This is a genomic window from Streptomyces sp. WMMC940 (assembly GCF_027460265.1).
Taxonomy (GTDB): Bacteria; Actinomycetota; Actinomycetes; order Streptomycetales; family Streptomycetaceae; genus Streptomyces.
On record NZ_JAPZBC010000001.1, the window covers coordinates 1,708,157 to 1,730,931 of the forward strand.

Annotated in this window: 20 protein-coding genes and 1 pseudogene; 15 read left to right on the top strand and 6 right to left on the bottom strand. The window is 66.0% G+C overall.

Features of this window, described 5'->3' with window-relative positions; genetic code table 11:
• The first annotated feature begins 272 nt into the window (after nt 1–272).
• Genes O7595_RS07500 through O7595_RS07510 form a run of 3 tightly spaced genes read left to right on the top strand, consistent with a single transcriptional unit; the run spans nt 273 to nt 2,909 of the window.
• Nucleotides 273–950, top strand: a complete 678-nt coding sequence (locus tag O7595_RS07500) for a DUF6875 domain-containing protein (protein WP_332328128.1) — start codon at nt 273–275, stop codon at nt 948–950.
• A gap of 48 nt (nt 951–998) precedes the next feature.
• Complete coding sequence (locus O7595_RS07505; protein WP_269727949.1) at nt 999–1,829, top strand: tryptophan 2,3-dioxygenase; 831 nt, start codon at nt 999–1,001, stop codon at nt 1,827–1,829.
• A gap of 36 nt (nt 1,830–1,865) precedes the next feature.
• Nucleotides 1,866–2,909, top strand: coding sequence for a methyltransferase (locus O7595_RS07510; RefSeq protein WP_269727950.1), 1,044 nt, complete (start codon nt 1,866–1,868; stop codon nt 2,907–2,909).
• A 69-nt stretch (nt 2,910–2,978) separates the two neighbouring features.
• On the opposite strand, the gene kynU is transcribed toward O7595_RS07510, so the two are convergent.
• On the bottom strand, nt 2,979–4,217 hold the full coding sequence (kynU, locus tag O7595_RS07515) for a kynureninase (protein WP_269727951.1): 1,239 nt from the start codon (nt 4,215–4,217) through the stop codon (nt 2,979–2,981).
• A gap of 33 nt (nt 4,218–4,250) precedes the next feature.
• Between kynU and O7595_RS07520 the strand changes: the two genes are divergently transcribed.
• The 8 genes from O7595_RS07520 (at nt 4,251) to O7595_RS07555 (ending at nt 15,738) form a co-directional block, all read left to right on the top strand.
• The gene (locus O7595_RS07520) at nt 4,251–5,093 is read left to right on the top strand and encodes an alpha/beta hydrolase (protein WP_269727952.1); all 843 of its coding nucleotides are present in this window, start codon (nt 4,251–4,253) and stop codon (nt 5,091–5,093) included.
• A gap of 200 nt (nt 5,094–5,293) precedes the next feature.
• Nucleotides 5,294–7,039, top strand: a complete 1,746-nt coding sequence (locus tag O7595_RS07525; RefSeq protein ID WP_269727953.1) for a CoA transferase — start codon at nt 5,294–5,296, stop codon at nt 7,037–7,039.
• A 46-nt stretch (nt 7,040–7,085) separates the two neighbouring features.
• Nucleotides 7,086–8,630: a class I adenylate-forming enzyme family protein gene (locus tag O7595_RS07530; RefSeq protein WP_269727954.1), complete on the top strand. Its 1,545-nt coding sequence runs from the start codon at nt 7,086–7,088 to the stop codon at nt 8,628–8,630.
• Complete coding sequence (locus O7595_RS07535) at nt 8,627–9,394, top strand: methyltransferase domain-containing protein (protein WP_269727955.1); 768 nt, start codon at nt 8,627–8,629, stop codon at nt 9,392–9,394. The genes O7595_RS07530 and O7595_RS07535 overlap by 4 nt, the downstream gene beginning before the upstream one ends.
• A gap of 128 nt (nt 9,395–9,522) precedes the next feature.
• Complete coding sequence (locus tag O7595_RS07540) at nt 9,523–11,082, top strand: class I adenylate-forming enzyme family protein (protein WP_269727956.1); 1,560 nt, start codon at nt 9,523–9,525, stop codon at nt 11,080–11,082.
• Between the two features lie 8 nt (nt 11,083–11,090).
• Nucleotides 11,091–12,035, top strand: coding sequence for a UbiA family prenyltransferase (locus tag O7595_RS07545; protein ID WP_269727957.1), 945 nt, complete (start codon nt 11,091–11,093; stop codon nt 12,033–12,035).
• A 117-nt stretch (nt 12,036–12,152) separates the two neighbouring features.
• Nucleotides 12,153–13,517, top strand: a complete 1,365-nt coding sequence (locus tag O7595_RS07550) for a cytochrome P450 (RefSeq protein ID WP_269727958.1) — start codon at nt 12,153–12,155, stop codon at nt 13,515–13,517.
• Nucleotides 13,518–13,581: 64 nt separating this feature from the next.
• A complete protein-coding gene (locus O7595_RS07555) occupies nt 13,582–15,738 on the top strand; it encodes an MMPL family transporter (protein ID WP_269727959.1) in 2,157 nt (718 codons plus the stop codon).
• 109 nt (nt 15,739–15,847) lie between these two features.
• On the opposite strand, the gene O7595_RS07560 is transcribed toward O7595_RS07555, so the two are convergent.
• Nucleotides 15,848–16,918 carry a helix-turn-helix transcriptional regulator gene (locus tag O7595_RS07560; protein ID WP_269727960.1) on the bottom strand — a complete coding sequence of 357 codons (1,071 nt, stop codon included), beginning with the start codon at nt 16,916–16,918 and terminating at the stop codon, nt 15,848–15,850.
• 697 nt (nt 16,919–17,615) lie between these two features.
• Here O7595_RS07560 and O7595_RS07565 point away from each other — a divergent pair.
• Entirely contained in the window at nt 17,616–18,650 is a 1,035-nt protein-coding gene (locus tag O7595_RS07565; protein WP_269727961.1) for a polyprenyl synthetase family protein, read from the top strand.
• Nucleotides 18,651–18,765: 115 nt separating this feature from the next.
• Complete coding sequence (locus O7595_RS07570; protein ID WP_269727962.1) at nt 18,766–18,924, top strand: transposase; 159 nt, start codon at nt 18,766–18,768, stop codon at nt 18,922–18,924.
• Nucleotides 18,925–19,119: 195 nt separating this feature from the next.
• Here O7595_RS07570 and O7595_RS07575 read toward each other — a convergent pair whose 3' ends face one another.
• Both O7595_RS07575 and O7595_RS07580 read right to left on the bottom strand, forming a co-directional pair.
• Entirely contained in the window at nt 19,120–19,563 is a 444-nt protein-coding gene (locus O7595_RS07575; RefSeq protein ID WP_269727963.1) for a DUF3995 domain-containing protein, read from the bottom strand.
• Nucleotides 19,564–19,801: 238 nt separating this feature from the next.
• Nucleotides 19,802–20,029: a hypothetical protein gene (locus O7595_RS07580; RefSeq protein ID WP_269727964.1), complete on the bottom strand. Its 228-nt coding sequence runs from the start codon at nt 20,027–20,029 to the stop codon at nt 19,802–19,804.
• Nucleotides 20,030–20,303: 274 nt separating this feature from the next.
• Here O7595_RS07580 and O7595_RS07585 point away from each other — a divergent pair, with 274 nt between their 5' ends.
• Nucleotides 20,304–20,546 carry a DUF6191 domain-containing protein gene (locus tag O7595_RS07585; RefSeq protein WP_269727965.1) on the top strand — a complete coding sequence of 81 codons (243 nt, stop codon included), beginning with the start codon at nt 20,304–20,306 and terminating at the stop codon, nt 20,544–20,546.
• A gap of 225 nt (nt 20,547–20,771) precedes the next feature.
• The gene (locus O7595_RS07590) at nt 20,772–21,605 is read left to right on the top strand and encodes a cation:proton antiporter (protein WP_269727966.1); all 834 of its coding nucleotides are present in this window, start codon (nt 20,772–20,774) and stop codon (nt 21,603–21,605) included.
• On the opposite strand, the pseudogene O7595_RS07595 reads toward O7595_RS07590, so the two are convergent.
• A pseudogene (locus tag O7595_RS07595) lies at nt 21,514–22,205 on the bottom strand (IS30 family transposase); the annotation flags it as partial. The gene O7595_RS07590 and the pseudogene O7595_RS07595 overlap by 92 nt on opposite strands.
• Nucleotides 22,206–22,384: 179 nt before the next feature.
• Nucleotides 22,385–22,600, bottom strand: coding sequence for a hypothetical protein (locus tag O7595_RS07600; protein WP_269727967.1), 216 nt, complete (start codon nt 22,598–22,600; stop codon nt 22,385–22,387).
• Between the last annotated feature and the right edge of the window lie 175 nt (nt 22,601–22,775).

The window sequence follows — 22,775 nt, forward strand, 5'->3', positions numbered from 1 at the left end:
TGTCCGTAGGTGGCCATGGCCGCCATCGGTCATAACAGAGCTATTCCCCATGGGCGGTATCTGGCAAAGTCATACCTGAACTGCGGCTACCTATCGGGAATCGTGGAACGTGGCCCCGGGTCATTGCACGGAAACCAGACCACGTCCATGAAGCGGCGAACCCTGTGCTTCGCGCAAGCGCGCGCCGCCCCTTCCTCTGCCTGTTGAGCACCATTACGGGAAGTCCCCCACAGGAGGACCCGGACCGCCCTACACGACTTGAAAGCGATACAGTGCCGGACATTGACGTTAGGCTGACAGAACCAGCCGCAGAGACAACCAAGCTGATTGATGACTGGCTGACCGGCCACATAACCAAGCCCCATGCGGAGCTCGGTCGCAGCGGTCCTGTGTGTCCGTTCGTCGAGCCCTCACGGAGAGCCGGCTGTCTCGTGCTCCATACCGCGGAATGGCGACCGGATTTCGGCCTCTCGCACATGGTGGACACCGTCGACAACGCGGTTGAATATTTCGCCACCCACGAGTGGGACTCGCGGAACTCCAACCTCCACTCGTTGCTGGTAGCGGTGCCGGATCTGCCCCGCGATGCCTACTGGTTGATCGACAAGGCGCACCAACTCACCAAGGACCGCGTCGTAGCCAGGGGGCTCATGCTGGGACAGTTCCACCCGACCTGCGAAGAGCCCGCAGCGCGCAACAGCGGATTCCCCGTCAACAGGTCGCCGGTACCGCTGTTCGCGGTACGGAACATGGCTTTGCACGACATACTCTTCCTGCACGCCGACGACATCTGGTTCGCAGAATACGAGCAGCGCTATGGACGGCATTACGAGAAGCCGGACCGCATCGCCCCTGATTTCGTCAGACTGTTCCAAGCCGCGCGTGCTCGACTGGCCGGTGGACCTCACCAGCGACGCACTGACTCGCTGAACACCGACCGCATCAGGTGACGTCACAAGCGTCCATCAGAGCCTGACCCATGGAGAAAGAAACCCCGCATGGAGCAGCCGAATTCCTGTCCAAAGCAGCAGAACGGCAGTGAGGGCGCACCCCCCTACGTCACCTACGCCCACATGGACAGGTTGCACGAATTGCAGCAACCGCGATCCGACTCTCCGCGGGAACTGACGTTCCTTCTCATCAGCCATGTCAAGGAACTGCTGTTCCGGGCCGTACTCGTGGAGGTGGACCAGGCTCGCGAACAGCTTCGCGAGAGCCAGGTCGACCAGGCGTGCGAGAGCCTGTCGCGTGCCGTGCGCGTCCAGCGGCTGCTGGTGAACGTATGGGACACGATGACGGCGATGTCGCCGGATGAGTTCCTTGCGTTCCGTGACATCCTCGGCGAGGCATCCGGCACTCAGTCCTTCATGTATCGGGCGCTGGAGTTCACACTCGGCAACAAGGACCCTCGGACCGTGGCTCGGTGTTCCCGCTACATGGACCTCTATCCGGAACTCAAAAAGGCGTTGAATGCCCCGAGTCTCTACGACGAAGCGCTGAGCCTACTGGTCCGCATGGGAGCCACGATTCCACGAGGCGTCTACGAGCGTGAGCCCGGCGCGCCGTACACGCCCAGCCCGGCCGTGGAACAGGCGTGGCTCGCCGTCTACCAGGAGCCGACTCGCTGGAGGCAGGCCCATCGAGTCGCGGAGCTGTTGACCGAGGTGTCTTATCAGTTCTCCCACTGGCGCGCCACGCATCTCCTGGTGGTGGAACGCATGCTCGGCAGCAAGCCGGGAACGGGCGGCACGGCGGGCCTGGACTGGCTTCGGTCGGTGAACGAGCACCGCTTCTTTCCCGAACTGTGGACTGTCCGCACACTCCTCTGACTCCCGATCCCAACCATTCAGATTGGAGGGCTGGTCGTGACCACCGCCCCTACCCTGACGATGCGCGGACTGGTGCCCGTCCTGTTCGGACATGCCGCGTTCCAGCAACTCAACGCGGCGTGCGAGCTCGGGCTCTTCGAGTATCTGCACAGCGCACCGGGCGCCTCCGCGGAGTCCATCGCGACCGGTACTGGCCTGAGCACGCACTCGGCCCAGGTACTGCTGCTGGGGACGACGTCGCTCGGTCTCACGACAAAGGGCCCGGACGGCTACCGAAACTGCGCCATCGTGGAGGAAGAGTTCCGCGAAGGCAGCTGGCCGGTGCTGCGGGACGTCGTGGAGTTCCAAGCCAAGATCGCTTACCTGCCGGCCGCGGACTACGCGGAGTCCCTGCGCACGGGTGAGAACATCGGCATTCGCCACTTCCCCGGCGACACACAGGACCTCTACACCCGCCTGGCCAACACCGAGGGCCTGGAGCAGCTGTTCTACCGGTGCATGAACTCCTGGTCGACCCTGTCGAACCCGGTGCTGCTCGAAGGCGTGGACTACTCACAGGTCCAGCGGGTGCTCGATGTGGGCGGTGGGGACGCGGTCAACGCGATCGCCCTCGCCTCGGCCCACGAGCATCTGCGCATCACCGTTCTGGACCGACCCGGCGCACTCGACGTCGCCAAGGAGAAGATCGCCCAGCATGGCCTGGCCGATCGCATCGACACCCATGCGGCGGACCTGTTCGACGATGCCTATCCGACCGGCTATGACTGCGTGCTGTTCGCGCACCAGCTGGTGATCTGGACTCCGGAGCAGAACAAGGCTCTGCTTGGCAAAGCTTTTGACGCGATGGCCGACGGGCAGCGTGTGCTCATCTTCAATGCCTTCTCCGACGACGACGGCACCGGTCCGCTGTACGCCGGACTGGACAGCGTCTATTTCTCCACGCTGCCTTTCCGCGGCAGCACCCTCTATCCATGGCGGGACTACGAGGAGTGGCTGCGGCACTGCGGGTTCTCCAGGACCAACAGGATCACGATCGACTCCTGGACACCTCATGGAGTCATCGAGGCCTACAAGGGCTGAGGTCTGGGCCCCCGACAGCGGTGCTGGGGTCGGGCGGGGCCGTCCGACCCCAGCACTGTCCGCCGCCTGTCAGGTGATCAGCGTCGGGGTCACGAATCGGGGGTCGTGGTGTTCACCGGAGAGCGCGATATCGCGCAACGTCGTCACCGCTCGGTGGATGTCGGCGTGCGAGACGTACAGCGCGTTGTAGCCGAAGCGCAGCATGTTCGGGGGCCGCACGTCCCCGATGACTCCTCTGGCGATCAAGGCCCTCATCAGTGCGTGGGCGTCCGGGTGAGCCACCGTCACCTGGCTGCCCCGCAGAGCGCCTTCCCTCGGAGTCACCAGCTCGAAACCCAAGGACGCCAGGTGTTGGTCGAAGCATTTGATCAAGAAGTCGCCGAGCGACAGACTCTTGGCACGTATCTCGGCCATCTCGACGCCGTCGAAAACCTCCAAGGCCGCTTCGAGAGCGAGAAGAGAGAGCACCGGGGGTGTACCGATTCTGGTCCGCGAGATGCCGGGCGCCGGCTCGAAGCCCTGCTCCATGTGAAACGGCCGGGCGTGCCCATGCCAACCAGTGAGCGGCGGCTCGAAGGTGTCGTGATGCCCGCGCGCCACATAGATGAACGCGGGGGAGCCAGGACCGCCGGACAGGAACTTGTACGTACAGCCCACGGCGATGTCGACGCCCTGGTCGTCCAGCGCGACAGGCAGCGCGCCCGCAGCATGGCACAGGTCCCACACCACCACGGCGTCCGCGGCGTGAGCGGCGGCGGTGACCTCTGCCATGTCCCACAACCGTCCGGTGCGGAAGTCCACGGCTCCGTAGGAGACGACAGCCACCTGCTCGCCCTGCTCCCGCAGGAAGCCGTGCACGTCGGGCACCGGAACAGCGACGACATCCAGCCCGCACAGGCGAGCCACCGACTCCGCCAGGTACCGGTTGGTGGGGAAGTGGTCCGGGTCCGTGACCAACATCCTGCGCCCGGGTCGCAGGCGCGCAGCTCCGACCAAGGCGTTGAACGTCTGAACAGAGGTCGACTCGCCCACCACGATCTGACCGGGTGCGGCTCCGAGCAAGCGGCCGATGCGATCGCCGATCCGCAGCGGTGCGCCCCACCAGTCGTCCTTGGTCCATGCCGTGATCAGGTGATCGCCCCACTGGTCGCGAACCACCGTCTCCAACGTGGCCGGGACGCGGCCGGACAGTGCCCCCAGTGAGTTCCCGTCCAAGTAGACGATCTCTTCCGGCAGCAGAAACTTTTCTCGCCGCGAATACAGCGGATCTGCCATGTCGAGATCCTTGGCATCCCTTGCGGTAGGCATGGGCTACCTCTTTCGGTCGATGAGGAGAACGAGATGTATGTCTATGGCGACATGACCCAGGAGGAACTCGACCGGGAATATTCCCCGAGTTCCTGCGCGCCGCAATTCTCTGCGCATCTTACACGTTATGCGACAGGCAGCGACCGGGCCAGGGAAATCCTTGACCACCGGCTTGACGTTCGCTACGGGCCCGGCGCGGCGGAGTTGCTGGACTTTTATCCGCCGCGACGTCCCCAGGCCCCGCTGTTCGTTTTCGTACATGGTGGTCACTGGCAGGAGATGAACAAGGAGGCGTCCGCGTTCGCTGCTCCCGACCTGGTGGAGCAGGGTGCGGGATTCATTGCCGTCGGCTACGGTCTCGCACCGAACCACGGCATCGGATCAATGGTCACAGCAATACGGCGGGCCCTGGGGTGGATATCGTCCCACGCCGCGGAGCTGGGTACCCGGCGCGACCTCCTTTTCGCGGGCGGCAGTTCGGCGGGAGCGCACCTTGTGGCGATGGCGCTGTGCGCCACCGCGGAGGAGCCCTTGGACGTCGCCGGGGCGGTGCTGCTCAGCGGCGTCTACGACCTCGAGCCGGTGCGGTTGAGTTACGTCAACGACAAGGTGCGCATGGACGGATCCGCGGCGGCCGCCAACAGTCCCATCCACCATCTCCCGCTTGCCACGTCGAAGGTCATCGTCGCGAGGGGTGCCGCCGAGACCGCCGAATACGCCCGGCAGCACGTCGACTTCGTGAACGCGTTGACGCACCGCGGCCTGCGACCCGTCGATCTGACGGTGGCCGGGCGCGACCACTTCGACCTGCCCTTCGACCTCGGGCGTCGCGGCACCGCGCTGGGCGATGCCGTGCTGACCCGGATGGGTCTGTGACCAAGCGGACCGCGAGGCTCTGGTGTGGCCGAAGGCGGTCATGGCCCCACCCAGCCATCTACGCGATACCTGTCGGCTCCCTGCAATCGCCGGCTACTGCTAAATTCTTCTTCGCTGATCAGGAGTTCCGAGGTGGGATCAATGAATTGCTCCCTCGAACGCAGGGCAGGCATGTCTTCGATAGTCAAAGGATGAATGGGATGGACCTCGCCCAGAAGGTGTTCGATATTCGCGTTGCGCCCTGGTTGGCCGCTTCCGCAGAGCAATCGGCGAGTCCGCTGCTGGAAAGCGTGGACATATCGTGGTACGGCGGATCACGAATACCCTCGGCAAATCCAGCGAGCGAAGCCGTGATGCAGGCGCTTTCTGGGCTGATGTTCGTGAATGGCGCGGAGGCCGGCCGCCCTCGCCGTTTCGGCCTGGATGTGGCCTCCGCCGCATGTGGTCTGCTGGCGGGTCACGGTGCCTTGGCTGCCGAGATCGGCCGTTCTCGTGGAATCGACATCGAGACGGTGCGGACATCCGTGCTGCGGGCGGCGACAATTCTGGCCGGTCAGTACATCGGTGAGGCCACATCACCGGAGGACTGGGCGCCCTCGATGCGCGGCAGCGGCTCCCCGCCGCCGTTTGCCAGCACGGATGGCCAACTGTTCGAGATCGAGACGTTCGATCCCGAACGCTGGGCCGGCTTCTGGCGGAGCCTGGGCGTGGACGGCACCGTTCTGGGCCGGTCCTGGCCCATTTTTCAGTATCGATATGTCAAGGGGCACTGCGTACTTCCTGGCGACCTGCACATCGCGGCGTCGTCCGCACCGTGGTCTCAGATACGCGCGGCAGCCGACGAGTTCAGGCTGAGCTTGTCGCCGTTGCGGACGTATGCGGAGGTGTCCGCTGGGCCTGGCTGGTCGGCCGGTCATCCCGGGTTGACGCCGTTGGCCGCACAGGGCCGGGGACGCTCCGCGCCGGTACCCGCGAGCCGGCCGGGCGATGCACATCCCCTCCCGCTGAGCGGTATACGGGTCGTGGAGGCCACGACCCGCGTCCAGGGCCCACTGGCCGGGCTCCTGCTGCGCATGCTCGGTGCCGAGGTCACCTGGATCGAACCGCCGCAGGGCGACATCGGAGGCATGGGGGCCTATTACCATCGCGGCAAGGGACGGGCAGCTGTCAATGTCGCGCGCCCGGAAGGGCGTGACCAACTCCGCGAGATGATCGCGGAATCCGATGTGTTCCTCCACAACTGGCGCCCCGGTAAGGCCGGGGAGTGGGGGCTCACCGCGGAAGAACTGGCGCGTGTTCAGCCCGGACTGGTGTTCGCCGAGGCATCCGGTTGGGCTCCCCACGTCGATCGGGACCATGTGCTCGGTACGGAGTTCATGGTGCAGGCCTACACAGGGTTGGCTGACACGAATACGCCGGACTCCCAACGGCCGACAACCACCCGTGTGTTGCTCTGCGACATCTTCGGCGCCCTGGTGACCTGTGAAGGTGTTCTGGCGGGTCTCCTCCAGCGCGAGCGCCGGAACCACGGCTGGAAGTCCGAGACGTCGTTGCTGTGCGGGTCGATGGCCCTGCAGTCCCAGGTCGGTTCCGACCGTGAGGCGTCGCGGCGGACAGCGGGCCGTCCGCGATGGGACCTCCTGGATGAGCCACTGGAAACCGCCGACGGCTACCTGGCGATCACCCTTGCCGAGGGTGCCGACCGCCGCATTCTGGGCGAAGCGCTGGGGATGTCGCTGCACGACGGGAACGACGAGAGGCTTTCGGAGCGACTCCGTGAGGCTCCGGCCGCGCACTGGGAGAAGGTCCTGGTCGAGGCCGGTATTCCAGCTGCCGAGGTCCTTTGTGACCTTGATGCGCTGGTTCATGACGAGCGACTTGCGCCTTTGTTCGAGCCCTTCGAGGACGGCGGGCAAGCACCGGTAGCGCCGTGGGTGTTCGAGTGATCGACGCCAGTCGGTGAGTCCACACATCGATATCGAGGAACATCCTGTGAACGAACTGATCGCGACGCTGCACGCCGTATGCCAGGAGCGGGCCGACCAGCCTGCCCTCACCTTCCAGGGCCGGTCTCTGACCTACCGTGAGTTCTGGGACCGTGTCGAGCGCATGGCGGCGGCCTATCAGAGGCTCGGCATCCAGGCCGAGGACCGTGTCGTCTGCCAGCTGCCCAATTCTCCGGAATACCTGATCTCCATGGTGGCGGCGTGGATCTCGCGGATCGTATTCGTCGGTGTCGACCACGATCTGACCGGACCCGAGTTGGTGTCGCTGGTCGATCGCACCGATGCCGTCGCCCTGCTGTACCAGCCGCGGGCCGGAGCCGACGACGGCATGGAACCGCTGCGCACGGTGCATGAGGCGTTTCCGAAGATTCACACCATCGTGCGAGGCACTGATGAGCCGGTGGGAACGACCTTCGCCGACCTGCTGGACGACACGGCCGATCTGCCGGACGCGCCGCGTGACTGCACCGGCATGGACGATCTCGGGATCGCGCTGCTGCTGATGACCTCCGGTACGACGGGCCGGCCGAAGCTGGTGGTCGAGACCTACCGGGCGCTGTGGTCCAAGACCGCGGCCTTCCTGGAAGCGATGCGGCCGAACAGCGACGACGTCTGGCTGATCTACCCGCCGATGGCCCACGGCTTCGGCCTCAAGATGACGCTGATGGGACTGGCCAGCGGTGGCCGTCTGGTCGTCATGGACCGGTTCTCCCCGAGCGGTGCGTTGGATCTGGTGACGGCGGAGCGGGTCACGGTGCTGCCCGGGACTCCGGCCCATCTCCGGATGATGCTCGACCGTCTGGACGGCGAGCGCCATGACGTGTCCTCGCTGCGGTGGGGGGTCTCGGCCGCGTCACCGCTGCCCGCGGCGCTGTTGGAGCAGGTGTACGCCGTCCTCGGTGTCGAGATGCTGTTCATTTACGGCTGCTCGGAGGGCTTCTACACCTTCACCACCGACCGCGCGGACATCGAGGCCGGTTCGGTCGGTCGCCGGCCGATGGACGGGCCGGCGGGCACTCCGGCCGACGGACACGTGGAGATCGTCGCGCTCGACGGTACGGGGTCCGTGGCCAGCGGCGTGCTCGGCGAGATCGTGTACCGCGCGAAGGTCCCGGTGCGTTACTGGGGACAGGAGAGCGTGGGTGTCGACGGGTGGTACCACACCGGTGACCTCGGGATCGTCGACGACGAGGGCCGGCTGCACGTTCGCGGTCGGACCAAGGAACTCGTCAACCGGGGCGGTCTGAAGGTTTCGTGCGTCGAGGTCGAGACGGCTCTGGGGGCGCTGCCGGCCGTGGCCGACGCAGCGATCTTCCCCGTCCCCGACCAGGTGCTCGGTGAGGCGATCGGTGCCTGTGTGGTGTCGGCCGATCCGGGCGCCCCGATCGATCTGGAGGGGTTGAAGGCCGCCCTGCGCACGTCGCTCGCGCGGCACAAGATGCCGGACCGGCTGTGGACCGTGGACGCCATCCCGCGGACCAAGCTCGGCAAGATCGACCGGGCAGCCCTCTCCGCGACCGTGGCGTCATGACCGTGCGAACCGACCTTCCTCCCGCACTGCGACGCGCGACCGAGCTGCTCGCCGTGCGCGGGATCGATCCGCTCGTCCAGGACGGCTACCTCGATACCCTTCGGCAACCACCCGGCAGCATCGCCGACGCGGAAGGCGCAGGAATCCAGGCGTTCTGGGCCTCCAAGGCCGGCGCGGGTGTCTATCAATTCGCCCAGGCGCTGGTGCGGGCAGTGCTGAAGGGATCCCGGACTCCGACCGAGTGGCTGGTGCTGCCGTCCAACGGCGTGATCCTCGATGTCGGGTCCGGGCTGGGGCATGTCACCGGAGTCCTGGCCGACAGCGCCGGAGGGGATGTCGTCGTCCTGGGCGTCGACGTCTCCGCGCCGATGCTGGCCAGGGCGGCCAGAGCGTGCACGGACTCCCGGGTCGGGTTCCTGCTGGCCGACGCGGGCCGGCTGCCCTTCGACGACGGCTGCGTCGACGGGGTGGTCTCCACCGCCGTGCTGCAACTCGTCGCGGATCGTGCTGCCGCGCTCGCGGAGATGGTCCGCGTGCTGCGGCCGGGTGGCGTCCTCACGGTGATGATCCCCAGCACCAAGCACGGTCCGGCCAAGCTGATGTCGGCGCTGCCGGGTGGTGGAGTCCATTACTTCGACGACGACGAACTCCCCGGCATGTTCGCGGCACATGGGCTCACCGACGTCCACGTCCGTCGCAAGGGCTCGTTCCAGTGGGTCCGCGGTGCCAAGAACCCAGCGGCCGGAAACGCACCAGTTCGCTGACGTCTCGATGGAACACCGAACCGGTACCTGAAGGCTCGGCCGACGCGTACGGCGGCTGCGCCGGATCACCGGTCTCCGGCTCTTCCCCGAACCGCGGACTTCGAGAACAACGATGCATGGGAGGGATCATGGCGCGCAATCATCGTCTGCTCTTCGACGAGCTGATGGCAGTGCGGCGGGACGCGGAGCCGTGGATCGTCGACCACCAGCCGATCGCGGTGGCGGCGGAGGACGACAAGATCGCCCCGAGCGACATCGCCGACGCGGCGGCACGGGCGGCGACGCTGTTCGAGTCCGAGGGCGTCGGTGTCGGTGACCGGTGCGTGGTATGGCTCGACTCCGTTGTGGATGTGCTGGTGGTGGTCTCCGGTCTGTCTGCGGTGGGCGCGGTCCCGATCCTGATCAGCCCGACCCTGGATGCCGAAACAGTCGGGCACATGCTGGCTCCGACCACGGGCGTCGGCCGGGTGATCACCACGGGCACACGTGTCGCGTCGTATGCCGCTGTCGGGGACGGTCGGCGGCTGGACGACTGGTCGGTGCAGGCCGGGCGGATGGCGACCGTGTCTCCGCGGACGACCCCTGCCGTGGCGCTGCCGAATTCGGCGCCGTACGTGGTCACGCACACGTCGGGAACGACCGGTGTGCCCAAGCTCGTCGAGTACACGAGAGCTGTGATCGACTATCATGGCTGTCTGCGTGCGCTGGGGCACCGAGTCTTCCGCATGAAGGGATACTCCGTCTTCGCCCTGTCGCCCTCGCACGGCGCCACGGTGGTCGCCCTGCTGTTCTCGTTGCGGCGGAATTCTCCGTTGATTCTGCTGGCCGGCACGGATCCGGTGACCGTCAGCCGCATCGTGGGGACGTGGCGCCCGACGTTCCTGGAGACGGTTCCGAACACGTACATGGTGTGGGAGGACCTGGCCGACGCGGGCGTGTTCCGATCGGTCAGATGGTTCTATGCCACGTTCGACGTGCTGCATCCGGCCACCGTGCAGCGCTTTCTGCGCGGCAGCGGTCGAAAGTTCGCTGCCTTCTTCGAGTTGTACGGCCAGTCCGAACTGGGCGCCATCTCGGCTCGTATGCACGTGAAGGGGTTCAGCCGGAGCCATAAGCGCAGTGATCTCGGCCGAAGGATGAAGGGCCATCCCGTGGGCCGGGGAGTTCCCGGTGTCACCCGGATCCGGATCGTCGACGCCGACGGAGCCAAGGTGTCCGCGGGTACGCCGGGGCGCATTCAGGTGCGCACCAAGGCGCTGTTCTCCACCTACCTGAATCGACCGGAGGCCGCGCGCGCCGGGCGCAGCGAAGGCGGGTGGTGGGACACCGGTGACTGGGGCGAGAAGGACCGTTTCGGCCGGCTCACGCTGATCGATCGCCAAGTGGACCGCGTGAGTACGGTGCCGAGCTCGATCGCCGTGGAAGACCTGTTGCTGGAGCGGATGCCGTGGCTGCTCGAGGTCGTCGTGCTCGAGCAGAACGGCCGGATCGTGCCCGTAGCGGCGACCCGGGAGGGCGTCTTCGACGAGAACGCGTGGCGGGAAGCGGTTGCGGATCTGTCGGGATTTGACTCCCCCGTAGTAGTTGATTTCGCGAGTCTGCCGAAGACGGCGACCGGGAAGATCCGTCGCTCGGTGCTCGCCGCCCGAATTGCCGATGTTTCCGGATCTCCGGCAAGCCCGAAGTGAGTGGTGTCGTGACTGTCCCTACCGAAGCAGCGAACCCTGCCCGACCCGCGCCGAAATGGACGACCTATGTGCAGCTTGGAAAGCTGCGTGTCTACCATCGGTTGTACCACTGGATCATTCTTCTCGCGCTGCTGTACTCCGATTCGGTTTCCCTGGACGGGGCGATACCGGCGCTGGTGCTGGTTCCGCTGCTGTTGCTGTCGATCCAGAGCTCGGCATGTGCGATGGACGACATCATGGGCTTCCGGGACGGTTGCGACATAGCGAACTATGGCGCGGCCGACTATCCGACCATGATTCGCAAGCCCCTGGTCGCGGGGCTGCTGACGGTGCGGCAGGCGGTTGGCTTCGTGGTCACCGTCGTCATGGTCGCCACCCTCGCCGTCGTCACCACGGCGCTGTCGTTGGGCATCAATGTCCTGCTGGCACTGGCGGTCTGGGCAGTCGTGATCGGTATCGCGCTGCAGTACTCCGGCGGTCTGAAGTTCAGCTACGTTCCCGGCGGGCTGGAGTTGTTCATCTCCGGCCTCACGGTCGTCGTCACGGTCATCCCGTACCTGATGATCGCGCATACCGTGACCAGCACCGCGGTCCTGATCGGGCTGCTCACTGGCAGTTGGTTCCTGATGCCGGTCTCGTACGGCAACGTGGCCGACCGCGCCGGAGACGGGGCCGCGCACCGCCGGACGCTGGCCGTCGTGCTGAACCCACGGACGTTCCAGGGGGTCATCTGGCTCCTGTACGGCTACAGCGTCGTGCTCACGGTGCTCCTGTTCACGGTGGGAGACCTGAACCCGCTGACCGCGCCACTGCTGCTGCCCGTGGTCGTGATGCACGCTGTGCAGCATCACCAAGGGAACGTCAAAGGCCAGGTTCGGAAGGCCATGAAGTTCGGTTTCCGGTGCATCGATGTCGGGATGCTCGGTTTGACCGCGGCGATTCTCCTGTCGTGAGGGCACGGCTCCGCCCGCCGATGAGGGTCTGGAGCACACACGGACGCCCGCGCCGTACCTGAGCGCCGGGAGGGCATCTCGGGCTCGTCCCGGCACGACCAGATGGAGATCCGCACTGTGACGGCAATCAATGAACGGCAGGCGTCGCGCAGCGCTCCCACCGCTCCGGGGAGCCTGCCGTTGCTCGGCCACGCGCTGCGCCTCGCACGGCGCCCGCACCAGTTTCTGTCGACACTGTCAGCGCTCGGGCCGGTGGTGCGGATCAAGATCGGCGGGTACGTCGGGTACGTCGTGACCGAGCCCGGACTGATACGCAAAGCCTTTGTCACCCATTCCGATCAGGGTGTCCTGGTCGAACGCACCAGGGCGCTGACCGGCGAGGGCGTGATCGTCCTGCAGGGGCAGAGGCATCGCCAGGAACGCCGGCTGATCGCGCCGGCGTTCGCCAAAGCCCGCATCGCCCACTACGCGTCGGTCATGGCACGGCAGGGAGCCGAGTGCTCGCAGACCTGGCGGGACGGCCAAGAGATCCTCCTCAACGAGGAGATGCACGAGCTGGCCGTGCGCACCATGGCGGCGACGCTGTTCCAGGGCACGCTCGGCGCTGAGACGGCCGGGCACATTCACCGGTTGTTGCCGCCGGTGATGACGCTGCTCGTGCGACGAGGCACCCGGCCGGCCTGGACGGACCGACTGCCACTGCCGTCGAATCGCCGGTTCGAGATGATGCTTGCCGAGTTGAAAGCCGTGACCCGCAACATCATCACGAGTCGACGAGCGGAGCTGGCCGCCGATCCCGAGCAGGATCCGGGGGATCTGCTGGGCGCCCTGCTGCAAGCCCGTGATGACGAGTCAGGCGCCATGCTCAGCGACACTCAGGTGCACGACGAGCTGCTCAATTTCCTCGTCGCCGGCACCCAGGCGGCGGCGGCCACACTCGCTTGGATCTTCCACGAACTCAGTGCCGATCCGAACGTGGAGGCGGCGCTGCATGCCGAACTGGACGCAGTGCTCACCAACGGGCGACCGGCCGAGTTCGCTGATCTGGAGCGGCTGGATGTCACCAGGCGTGTGGTGTCGGAGTCTTTGCGGAAGTACTCGCCCTGGTTGACGCTTCGGCAGATCACCGAGCCGACGACCCTCGGTGACGTCGAGATCCCCGGCGGGGTGTTGCTCTTCGCCTGCCCGATCGCCGTACACCGCGATCCGGCCTTCCACCCCGATCCGATGCGGTTCGACCCGGATCGGTGGCTGCCGCAGAACAGGGCACGCATGTCACCCGACACCTACATCCCCTTCGGCATGGGAGCGCGTCAGTGCCCGGGAAACGTCTTCGCGCTCACGCAGATCACGCTGCAGATCGCGACCATCGCCGCGCGCTGGCGCTTCCGGACGATTCCCGGCAGCAAGGTGAAGGAGGTTGCGATCGGCGCATTCATCCAGCCGACTCGTATGCCGATGCGAGCCGAGGCACGATTCTGATCGCCGCATTGCCGCGACACTGCGCCTACCGGTCCGCAGCCGGCAGGGATTCGAAAGAGGAGAAATGATCAACCGTCTGGCAGGATTCGCCATACGCGCCCCGAAACGCGTACTGGCGCTGGTCCTCCTGGCCTTCGTCCTGTGCGGTGGGCTCGGATCGAAGGTCCCCGATCGGCTGTTGGCCGGCGGATTCCAGGACCCCGGCGCGGAATCCACCCGCGCTGCGAACGTACTTGCCGACGAATTCGGCCTGTCCGGCGCACAGTTCCTTTTCACGATTGAATCCGCTTCGGGCGCCACGGATGCCAAGGCCACGGCCCGGGCCAAGGACATCGTCGCTGGAATGCGACACGACTCGCGCGTGCAGACGGTCGTTTCCCCGTGGACCGAGCCGCAGGGCGGTGCGCACCTGATCAGCCGCGACGGCCACGTGGGGCTCGTGGTCGCCACGCTGAAGGGCGACGACAACGCCGCGCAGAAGACCGCCAAGGCCTTGTCCGACCGTTACACCGGTGAAGCCGACGGGGTCACCGTCACCGCGGGCGGTCAGGCCATGGCCTTCTCGGAAATAGCCACGACCTCTGCGCGTGACCTCGGCGTGGCCGAATCGGTCGCGATCGTGCTGACATTCCTCCTGCTGGTCTGGTTCCTGCGCAGCTGGGTGGCGGCCGCGATCCCGCTGGTGGTCGGAATCATCGCCATCGTCTGCACCACGGCGCTGCTGTATCTGCTGACGCTGGTGACCGACCTGTCGGTGTTCGCGATGAACATCACGACCGGGCTCGGCCTGGCGCTGGCGATCGACTACTCGCTGCTCATCATCGGACGGTTTCGCGAAGAAATCGCCCGGGGCAGCGGACAGCAGGAGGCCATCGCGATCGCGCTGCGGCGCGGTGGCCGGGCGGTTGTGTACTCCGGGCTGGTCGTCGGTATCGCGTTGATCGGAATGACGTTCTTCCCCCTCTACTTCCTGAAGTCGATTGGGTACGCCGGCGCGGCGGTGGTCGCTCTCTCGATCGTGCTGACGTTGACCGTGGTTCCCGCGTTGCTGAGCCTTCTGGGCACCCGGATCAACCGCAAGCCGCTGCGTGAGACGGACGCGGTCGAATCCTCGTGGCTTCACAGGGTGGCGGTGTCGGTGCAGCGCCGACCGATCGTGTTCGCCCTGCCCGTCCTCGCTGTGCTGTTGGTGTCCCTTGCACCGGTCTTCGGTTTGCGGCTCGGCCTCCCCGACGACCGAGTCCTCCCGGTCAGCGCGCAGTCGCACCAGGTGGGCGACACGATCCGGGACGGATTCGACGAGAATGTCGTGGGCACGGTGCGGATCGTCGTGGAGGGTGTCGACGATCCGGCCAAGGTCGAGTCGTACGCCACGGCCCTGTCGCGCGTGGAATCCGTGAAATCCGTCGTCGCTCCGGCTGCCACGTACAGCGACGGACAGCGTGTGGGTCCGGGCGCGCCGGCAGCGACGAAGGCGAGCGTGGCCTATCTGACGGTGCAGACTCCGCTGAACCCGTACTCCTCCGCTGCGGCACAGCAATTGGATGCGCTGCGTATGGTTCCCGCTCCGGGCCACACTCTGTTCGACGGCTTGGGTCCGCAGACCCGTGACACCTCCGCGAGTATCGCCCGGGGCATACCCAAGGCACTGGCCTGGATCGCCGTCACCACGTTCGTGCTGTTGCTGCTGCTCACCGGTAGCGTCGTGATGCCGCTGAAAGCCCTCGTTCTCAACGCGCTGTCGCTGACCGCGAGCTTCGGTGCGATGGTCTGGATCTTCCAGGACGGTCATCTCGGCGCTCTCGGCACAACGAGTACGGGCTACACCACCGCCACGGTTCCGGTGTTGTTGTTCTGCATCGCGTTCGGGCTCTCCATGGACTATGAAGTGTTTCTGCTTGCCCGGTTCAGCGAGGAGTGGGAGAAGTCAGGACGTACCAGGGCCGACAACGACACCGCGGTGGCGGTCGGTCTGGCACGGTCCGGCCGGGTGGTGACGGCAGCCGCGGTGATGATGGCCGTCGTATTCGCCGGGATGGCCACCAGCGGCGTCTCCCTCATGCGGATGCTCGGTCTCGGACTTGCGCTGGCCGTCCTTGTGGACGCAACGCTGGTTCGTGTCGTTCTTGTACCGGCGTTCATGCGCATCGCGGGAACCTGGAACTGGTGGTCTCCGCGTCTGGCGCGCGGTGTGCTCGAGCGGCTTCGCCTGCGGGAGTGAATTCGCCGGTTGACCGTTCGGTCGGCCGCGGCGGCGCCCAGGACTGCATTGAGCCCGGGCGTCGCCGCGGCGGGTGCGTCCGCTCGTTACCGATCGGCGGACGAACCGGTCAATTGAGAAGACCCGAACGTGCGGCGACCATTCCCGCTTCGAATCTGGTACTGACGCCGAGTCGTCGCATCAGCGTCGCGGTGGTCCTGCGAAGCGTTCTGGGTGAAACCTGCAGTTCTCGCGCAATGGCGGTATCAGGTCGACCACTGGCCCAAAGACGCAGCACCGTCAGCTGGTCCGGTGCCAGATCCGGTACGCGTGGCCGGCTCACGTCGGCCTCGGGATGCCCGGAGCCACAGATCCCCAGCGTCGGTTGCGCTGCGGAATCGCTGGCAGCGTCCCAGCAGAACTCGAAGACGCGACGCATACACCCGACAAGATGTGGATTCGTGACCAGCAGCATCTTTTCTGGCGGCCCGTCGGCGTCTGTCGAGATAAACGATAAAGTGTCATCGACTACGGTGGCCTGGAAAGGGATCAGAGGTGACGTGCGTACTTGGCAGCCCAGTGATGCGATCTGCCGGAAGTGTGAACGGAATCGCAGACTGGTGTGCAGTTGCTGCTGAATGCATCGGACCGTTACCCCGCGGGTCCGGGCGGACTGGAAACGTTCCAAGTCCCGGTTCATATCGTCTGGCGATCCAAATGCGGGGCGCAACAGCATGATTTCGTCAGCGGGCAGCTCGACGATGCTGTCCTGGATTTCTGCTATCCGATCGGCATCCTTCACGATCTCCTGTTCTGATGCCTGGTGCAGGGGAGGCCACATGCACGACGCCAGTGCGGAAACCTGCCTCTGCAGTGACCGGGTATATTCCGAGCACGATGCTATGGACTGCTCTTGCAACTCGATGAGCCGGAGCAGTCGCCTAATCGGCTCATCGACCTCAGTCGTTGCACGCAATTCTCGCTGTGCGTTGATCATATCCCCCGTACTTTCACGCGCAATGCGGTTCAAAAACAGTTTGATGACTTCAGCTGCGATGACGGTGTGTTGAACTGCGGATGGCTGCGATCGTCGCCGCCGGGTGCGGACTGCGACCGAGTCGTCGGGAGAGGAGCTGAAGCCGCCGCTCGAGCGGCGGGTGTGAGCAGCAGACCGGCCGCGCTGGCCCGTCGTCGAGGCCATCCGTGTGTGGTTCGCACCTCACGACGGCCTCGTCATCCACTGCGCCCTGGCATGTGGGACGTGGACGAACTCGCAGCAGTGGAGCACAACTTCATCACCGGCGTGCGGCTCATTCCTGCCCTCCCCCGAAGCTACTCGGCCGTAGCCCGCTGTGGCCACAACATGTCACGCCGTCAGCCCGGCTGTACACGCGGTTTCCCGTGATCTCGGCCACGGTTGGCTTACACGGCAATGCTCTGCGCGGTCCTGTCCGACCCGGTCTGCCGTGCTCTGTCCGGCCGCACCCCCACGGCGCACCGGCTGCCTCCGGGAGCCTTGCTCCCGAAGGAGGACACCGTCGTCATTGGTCCCCGCGTCACTCCATCACCGGCTACCGGCGCCATGCGAAGTAGCCGCATGACAACGCGACTCCAGTGCATATTCGATAACCGTCTGACCGCTTGCGGCCACGGCCTGAATCGGCGTCATCTGACGTGCAGTTGACACTTGTTGATCTTGTCTCTATCAAGCCTGGCTGATACGGTCCCCAATACCGTCACCAGACGGTCGAAACTCACGCGGGCAACTACTCCGTTAAGGTCGCCGCTCCGGGTGAGCATTGCGCGCGGCGACAAGGCAAACAACAAGGTGATCTCCTTTGTTCACCGGCTGTCGAGGGCACGTCCTCACGTCCGAAGTAGGGGATGAGAGAATCAACGTGAACAGTATTTCCGCGCAACGCGACGCACTGGAGATGATGGCCGAGGCGCGTGAGCTGATCTCCCCCCTGCATCGCGCCACCGTGGCCGCCCTGCCGGAAGAAACCAGCCACATAGTCGGCTACCACATTGGCTGGTGGGACGCGAACGGTCGGCCGTGCGACCAAACGGGAAAATACATCAGGCCGGCCCTTGCCGTCGCCTGCGCTCGCGCGGTAGGCGGCGAGGCCGCGGTGAAGTCGGCCCTCCCTGCCGCTGTGGTGGTCGAGTTGGTCCATGACTTCTCCCTCCTCCATGACGATGTGATGGACAAGGGCACGGTCCGCCGTCACCGGCAGACAGCATGGTCCTTGTTCGGGACCTCCAAGGCCGTACTGGCAGGCGACCTGCTCGTCGCTGAGGCATACCGGCTGCTCGCGTCCTCGGGCTATGACGACCCAGGGCGATTGGTGAAGATCCTGGCGCAAGCCGTCCACGGTCTTTGCGTCGGGCAAGCCATGGACCTCGCGTTCGAGGACCGCGTCGAGGTGACTCTCGCTGAGACCAAGGCGATGGTGTCGGGCAAAACCAGCGCGTTGATCGCCGCCGCTTGTGAACTCGGTGCGCTCACAGCAGGAGCGGACGCCGAAGCCGCGGCTGTCATGCGCGCCTTCGGTGGTCACCTGGGCATGCTGTTCCAGCTGGTTGATGACATTCTCGGCGTGTGGGGAGACCCTCGTGTGACCGGGAAGCCTGTCGGCGCGGATGTGGCATCGCGAAAGAAGAGCCTCCCCGTTGTCGCCGCGTTGGAGGCAGGAACCGATGCGTCGCGCAGCCTGGCCGCCCTGTACCGCAGTGCCGACCCTCTCACCAGCGCAGACGTGGCCAAGGCGACACAGTGGGTCGAGGAGGCCGGTGGGAGGGCATGGGCTGAGGCGGAGGCCACCCGTCTGCGTCAGGCCGCCCAGGACTGCCTCGAACAGGTGGGAGCGGATGCCTGGGCGTTCAATGACCTGCTGTCATTGATGCGTTTTCTCGTGGAACGGAATGCGTAACCGCAGCCCCGAGCGCCCCCTGCCGTGCTCCGGGCGTGAGCGAGGCATGGTTCTCCAAGCACCGCACCCGCCGGCCCACCCGGCGTGAGCTGCGCAGACAGCGTCGATCGAAGCGGTGAAGGAGGAGTTCGACGACTCCGGCGGCACCTACGGCTCGCCGAAGATCTGGATCAGGCTGGCGAGGCAGGGCCGGCGGGTCTCGGTGAACACCATCGCGAGAATCATGTCCGAGTCCGGTCTGGTCGCGCGGAGGGTGCGCAGACGACGGGGCTGACCCGGCCGGGGAAACGGCCGGCCGCCCCGGACTTCGTGCGGCGGGACTTCACCGCCGAGCGCCCGACCTGGTCTGGTGCGGGGACATGACGGAGATCGAAACCGGCCAAGGGCAAGTTCTATCTGGCCACGGTCATAGAACGTCACTTCCCCCGTATCGCCGGATACCGTCTTGCTTTGAGGCTGTGCCAGTCGGTCAGTGCGTGATTGCGGCTCTGTCCGCCGTACAACCCGCCATGCCCTTGCCGAAGCTGCGTGCCGCCAGCCCGAACAGCACGCCGCCGAGAACGAACCAGGGGTTCCACAGGGTGAGCGTCCAGAACTTCTGCGCGGCGCTGATCTCGCCGGTGGCCGAGACCCCGGCGATGAGCAGCACCTCGATGGCAAGCCCCCGGGTCAGCAGCAGTGCGCAGACCGCGACGCCAATCCACCGGAGCACACGCCACCGCCGCCCGCGCACACCGCGCCGCTGCAGCCCGATCGCCACAGCGGCGCCGATCAGGCACAGGAATCCCACTCCCCAGAGGCCTCCGGCCACGAACCAAGTCGGCCGCTCGGACGCGAGACGTTCTCCGGACGAGACGTCCAGCCCCGCTTCCCCGCCGAGAGCCCAGAAGAAGTGCAGACCGGCGAAAGCCACCGCCCAACCGGCAGCAAGGTACCCGTACCAGCGCGACGCACTGAACCGCAACTCACAACCCCCGTTTTGCAACCGCATCGCGGCACTTGCAACACTGCCGAGTCCTTGTCGGCGGCATCAGGGCCGCACAAGCATCCTAGTCAGTTCCCGCCTACGACACACAAACAACTTCCCGCGCTGGGCGTTAAGTTGGACGACGAACCAAGTGTCGTGCTTGTTCTCCGCCGTTACGCGCTCCTCATCGATCGGTCGCCGAAAGCCGTGCCCGCAGAGTCCGGGCGATCTGCGCCAGCACCTTCGGCTCCGTCATCTGATTGTGTTCGCAATCGATCTCGACGTCCGTGATCCGGCCCGTGATCAAAGACTGCCAGCTCAAAGCGAAGTCCGGCTCGCCGGGGTGGGAGCGCCTTGCGGTGAAGAACAGCAGATCGGTGTCGACCGCACGGTCGAACGGCTCCCTCAGCATCGCGGTCTGCCTGCCGAGGATCTCCGGCAGCGCGGCCAGGCTCTGCTCGCTCAGACCGGCCAGCGGGTGGTCGACTCCTGCCGGAGCGGGCCCCGGTTGACGGATAGCCTCAACTCGTCAGCAGGAGGCATATCCGATGTCAGTTGTCTGGAGCGAAGCCCTTCTCCCGGGGCTCGCGTTATTGCTGTTCATATGCTGTGGGACGGAACTGGTCCTGCGCCGCTTCTTCAAGGGACGCACCATCCTCTTCCGGCGGAGCAGTGCACGGCGCCCTTTGACCGGTCACGCATTCGACGAGTTCAACATGATCTTCAACGCCAACAGGCTGGTCGAGATCGAGCAGCAGCAACTGCAGGAAGTGCTCCGCGACGACGAGGGCGACGGCGCCCCGCCGCGGACGCGCATCGACCTGGACCAGGGCATCGCCAGCATCGTCATGCCCAGCGAGGACGGGACTACCGGTCCCCGGCCGACGGCCGAAGACCGGTCGGAGGCCGGAGACGGTCCCGCCCGGTGACGCCGTCGCAGACGCTCCACCCGCTCCTGGGCCTGGCCCTGATTCTGGCGCGTGTTCTGGGGGTGGCCGCACGGGCGTGTGGCCAGCCGGCGGTCATCGGCGAGATAGTCGCAGGCGTGCTGCTGGGGCCCACCCTGCTCGGGGCACACTTCACGGGGTCCTCTTCCCCGCCGAGGTGCGAGCCGCTGCCGAGCGCGCTCGCCGGCGTGGGGCCTGGCCCTGTTCATGTTCGCCGTCGGGTTGGAGATCGACCTCGGCGTCCTGCACGGAGGGGGCCGGGTCACCCTGTGGGCGACCGCCCTCTCGACACTGCTGCCGCTCGGTCTGGGTGCCGCACTCGCGTGGCTGCTGGCGGATTCGCACCGCCAAGGCCCGCTCCCGGCATTCGTGCTGTTCTTCGCGGCCGCCATGGCCGCGACGGCGTTCCCCGTACTCGCCCGGATCATCGCCGACCGCGGACTGACCCACAGCCGGATCCGTACGACCACCCTGACGTGCGCGGCCATCACCGATCTGCTGGTCTGGATCCTGCTGGCCGTGGCGGCTGCCCTGGCCGCGGGGACGCACCTCGACTGGCGTCTCGTGCTGCTGGTGCCCTATGCCGTCCTGATGATCACTGTCGTCCGCCCCCTGCTCCGCAAGGCAGGCGAACTGAGCAGGCGCAGGAAGGCCCAGGGCACGGAATCCGGCGGCTCCGGCGCGAGCAAGAACGTCCTGGTTCTGGTGTTGGCCGGGCTCCTCCTGTCGTCGGCCTGCACCGAGTGGATGGGCCTGCACTACATATTCGGAGCGTTCCTGTTCGGTGCCGTCGTTCCGCGGGACGGCGACAGCGCACTGCGCGACTGCGCGCTGCAGCGGATGGAGTCGCTGTCCAGACTGCTCCTGCCGCCCGTGTACTTCGTGATGGCCGGGCTCAAGGTCGACCTCTCCCGACTCGCCCTTGCGGACCTCGGCACCCTGGCCGCCATCCTCGTGGTGGCCATGACCGGAAAACCGTGCCTCGCTGCCATGGGCTGTGGGGATCGGCGAAGAACACGGGGATACCAGTCTCGACCCTGAACTGCGTATGCGCCGACATCTCCTTGCCCACGGTCCCATGTCAGCGACCGCGTCAGCTGCTCGGGGAGCATCGACATCGTGTTGGCGAGTGCCTTCTTCATAGAGATCGCTCCGTAGCCGGCCAGTGCGGGGCCGTTCTTCGTTCGAGGGATCGTGCCGTGTTCCTCTTCGCGAGGCAGATGAACCAGCAAGGCGAACCGGGTCGACCGCTCGACAGCGGTGCCGATCGCGGAACGCTCCAGCCCGATGATCAAATCCCCTTCCCAGTGGCCGGGGACAGCGCTGTCCTCGGCCTCGGCGGGCCTCTCGCCGATCAACGCTTCCGGCATGACGAGGGCGCCCAGGTCTTGCGCCGTGAACGCGCCCGCGGCGCCCTCAGAGCGCGGCCGGTCCGAAGGCACAAGATGAGTTCGCGTTTCAGCGCCCCGCGGCCCTGGATATAGAGGGCCTGGTAGATCGCCTCGTGACTGATGCGCATGGATGCATCATCCGGGAATCAACCTTGATCCGGTTCGCGATCTGCTCTGGGCTCCATGCCTGAACCCACGCGCGATCCTTGCGATGCGGCTTCCCCTTGGCGATCTCCGTCCAGAACGCCGCCTCGACATGACGCTGATACTTCGCATTCCCAGGAGACCTCAGCTTCGGACGCAGCGCCCGGTCCGCTGCCTGCTGACGACGCACCATCCAACACCTCCATGCATACGAGGTGTTGCGACGACCAGTTGATTTCGCCCTGCGAGCCGCGATCGCTGTGCAGAATGCACCCGTCGACGTATTCACATCGGGCCACGGCGATGTCCAGGGCGGTCACGGCCAGGGGGGGACTTCATCCGCGCGTCGATGGAGTAGCCCACGATCCCGTTGCTGAAGACGTCCTTGACCGCGCAGAGGTACAACTTCCCCTCACCGGTGGCGCGCTCGGTGATGTCGGCGAGCCACAGCCGGTCCACACAGGTCGCGGTGAAGTCACGGCGGACCAGGTCGTCATGCACCGGCGGCCAGCCTTCCTGCCCTTGCCACGCTTGCCGAACACGCTCCACCAGCGGTCGTCCCGGCAGATCCGCCACGCGGTCCGGTCCGCCATCGGCCCCGGCACCACGCGCTTCGTCGGTCAGGAAGCGGTAGCCGAACTCCGGGTCGTCCCGGTGCGCGTCGAACAGCGCGTTC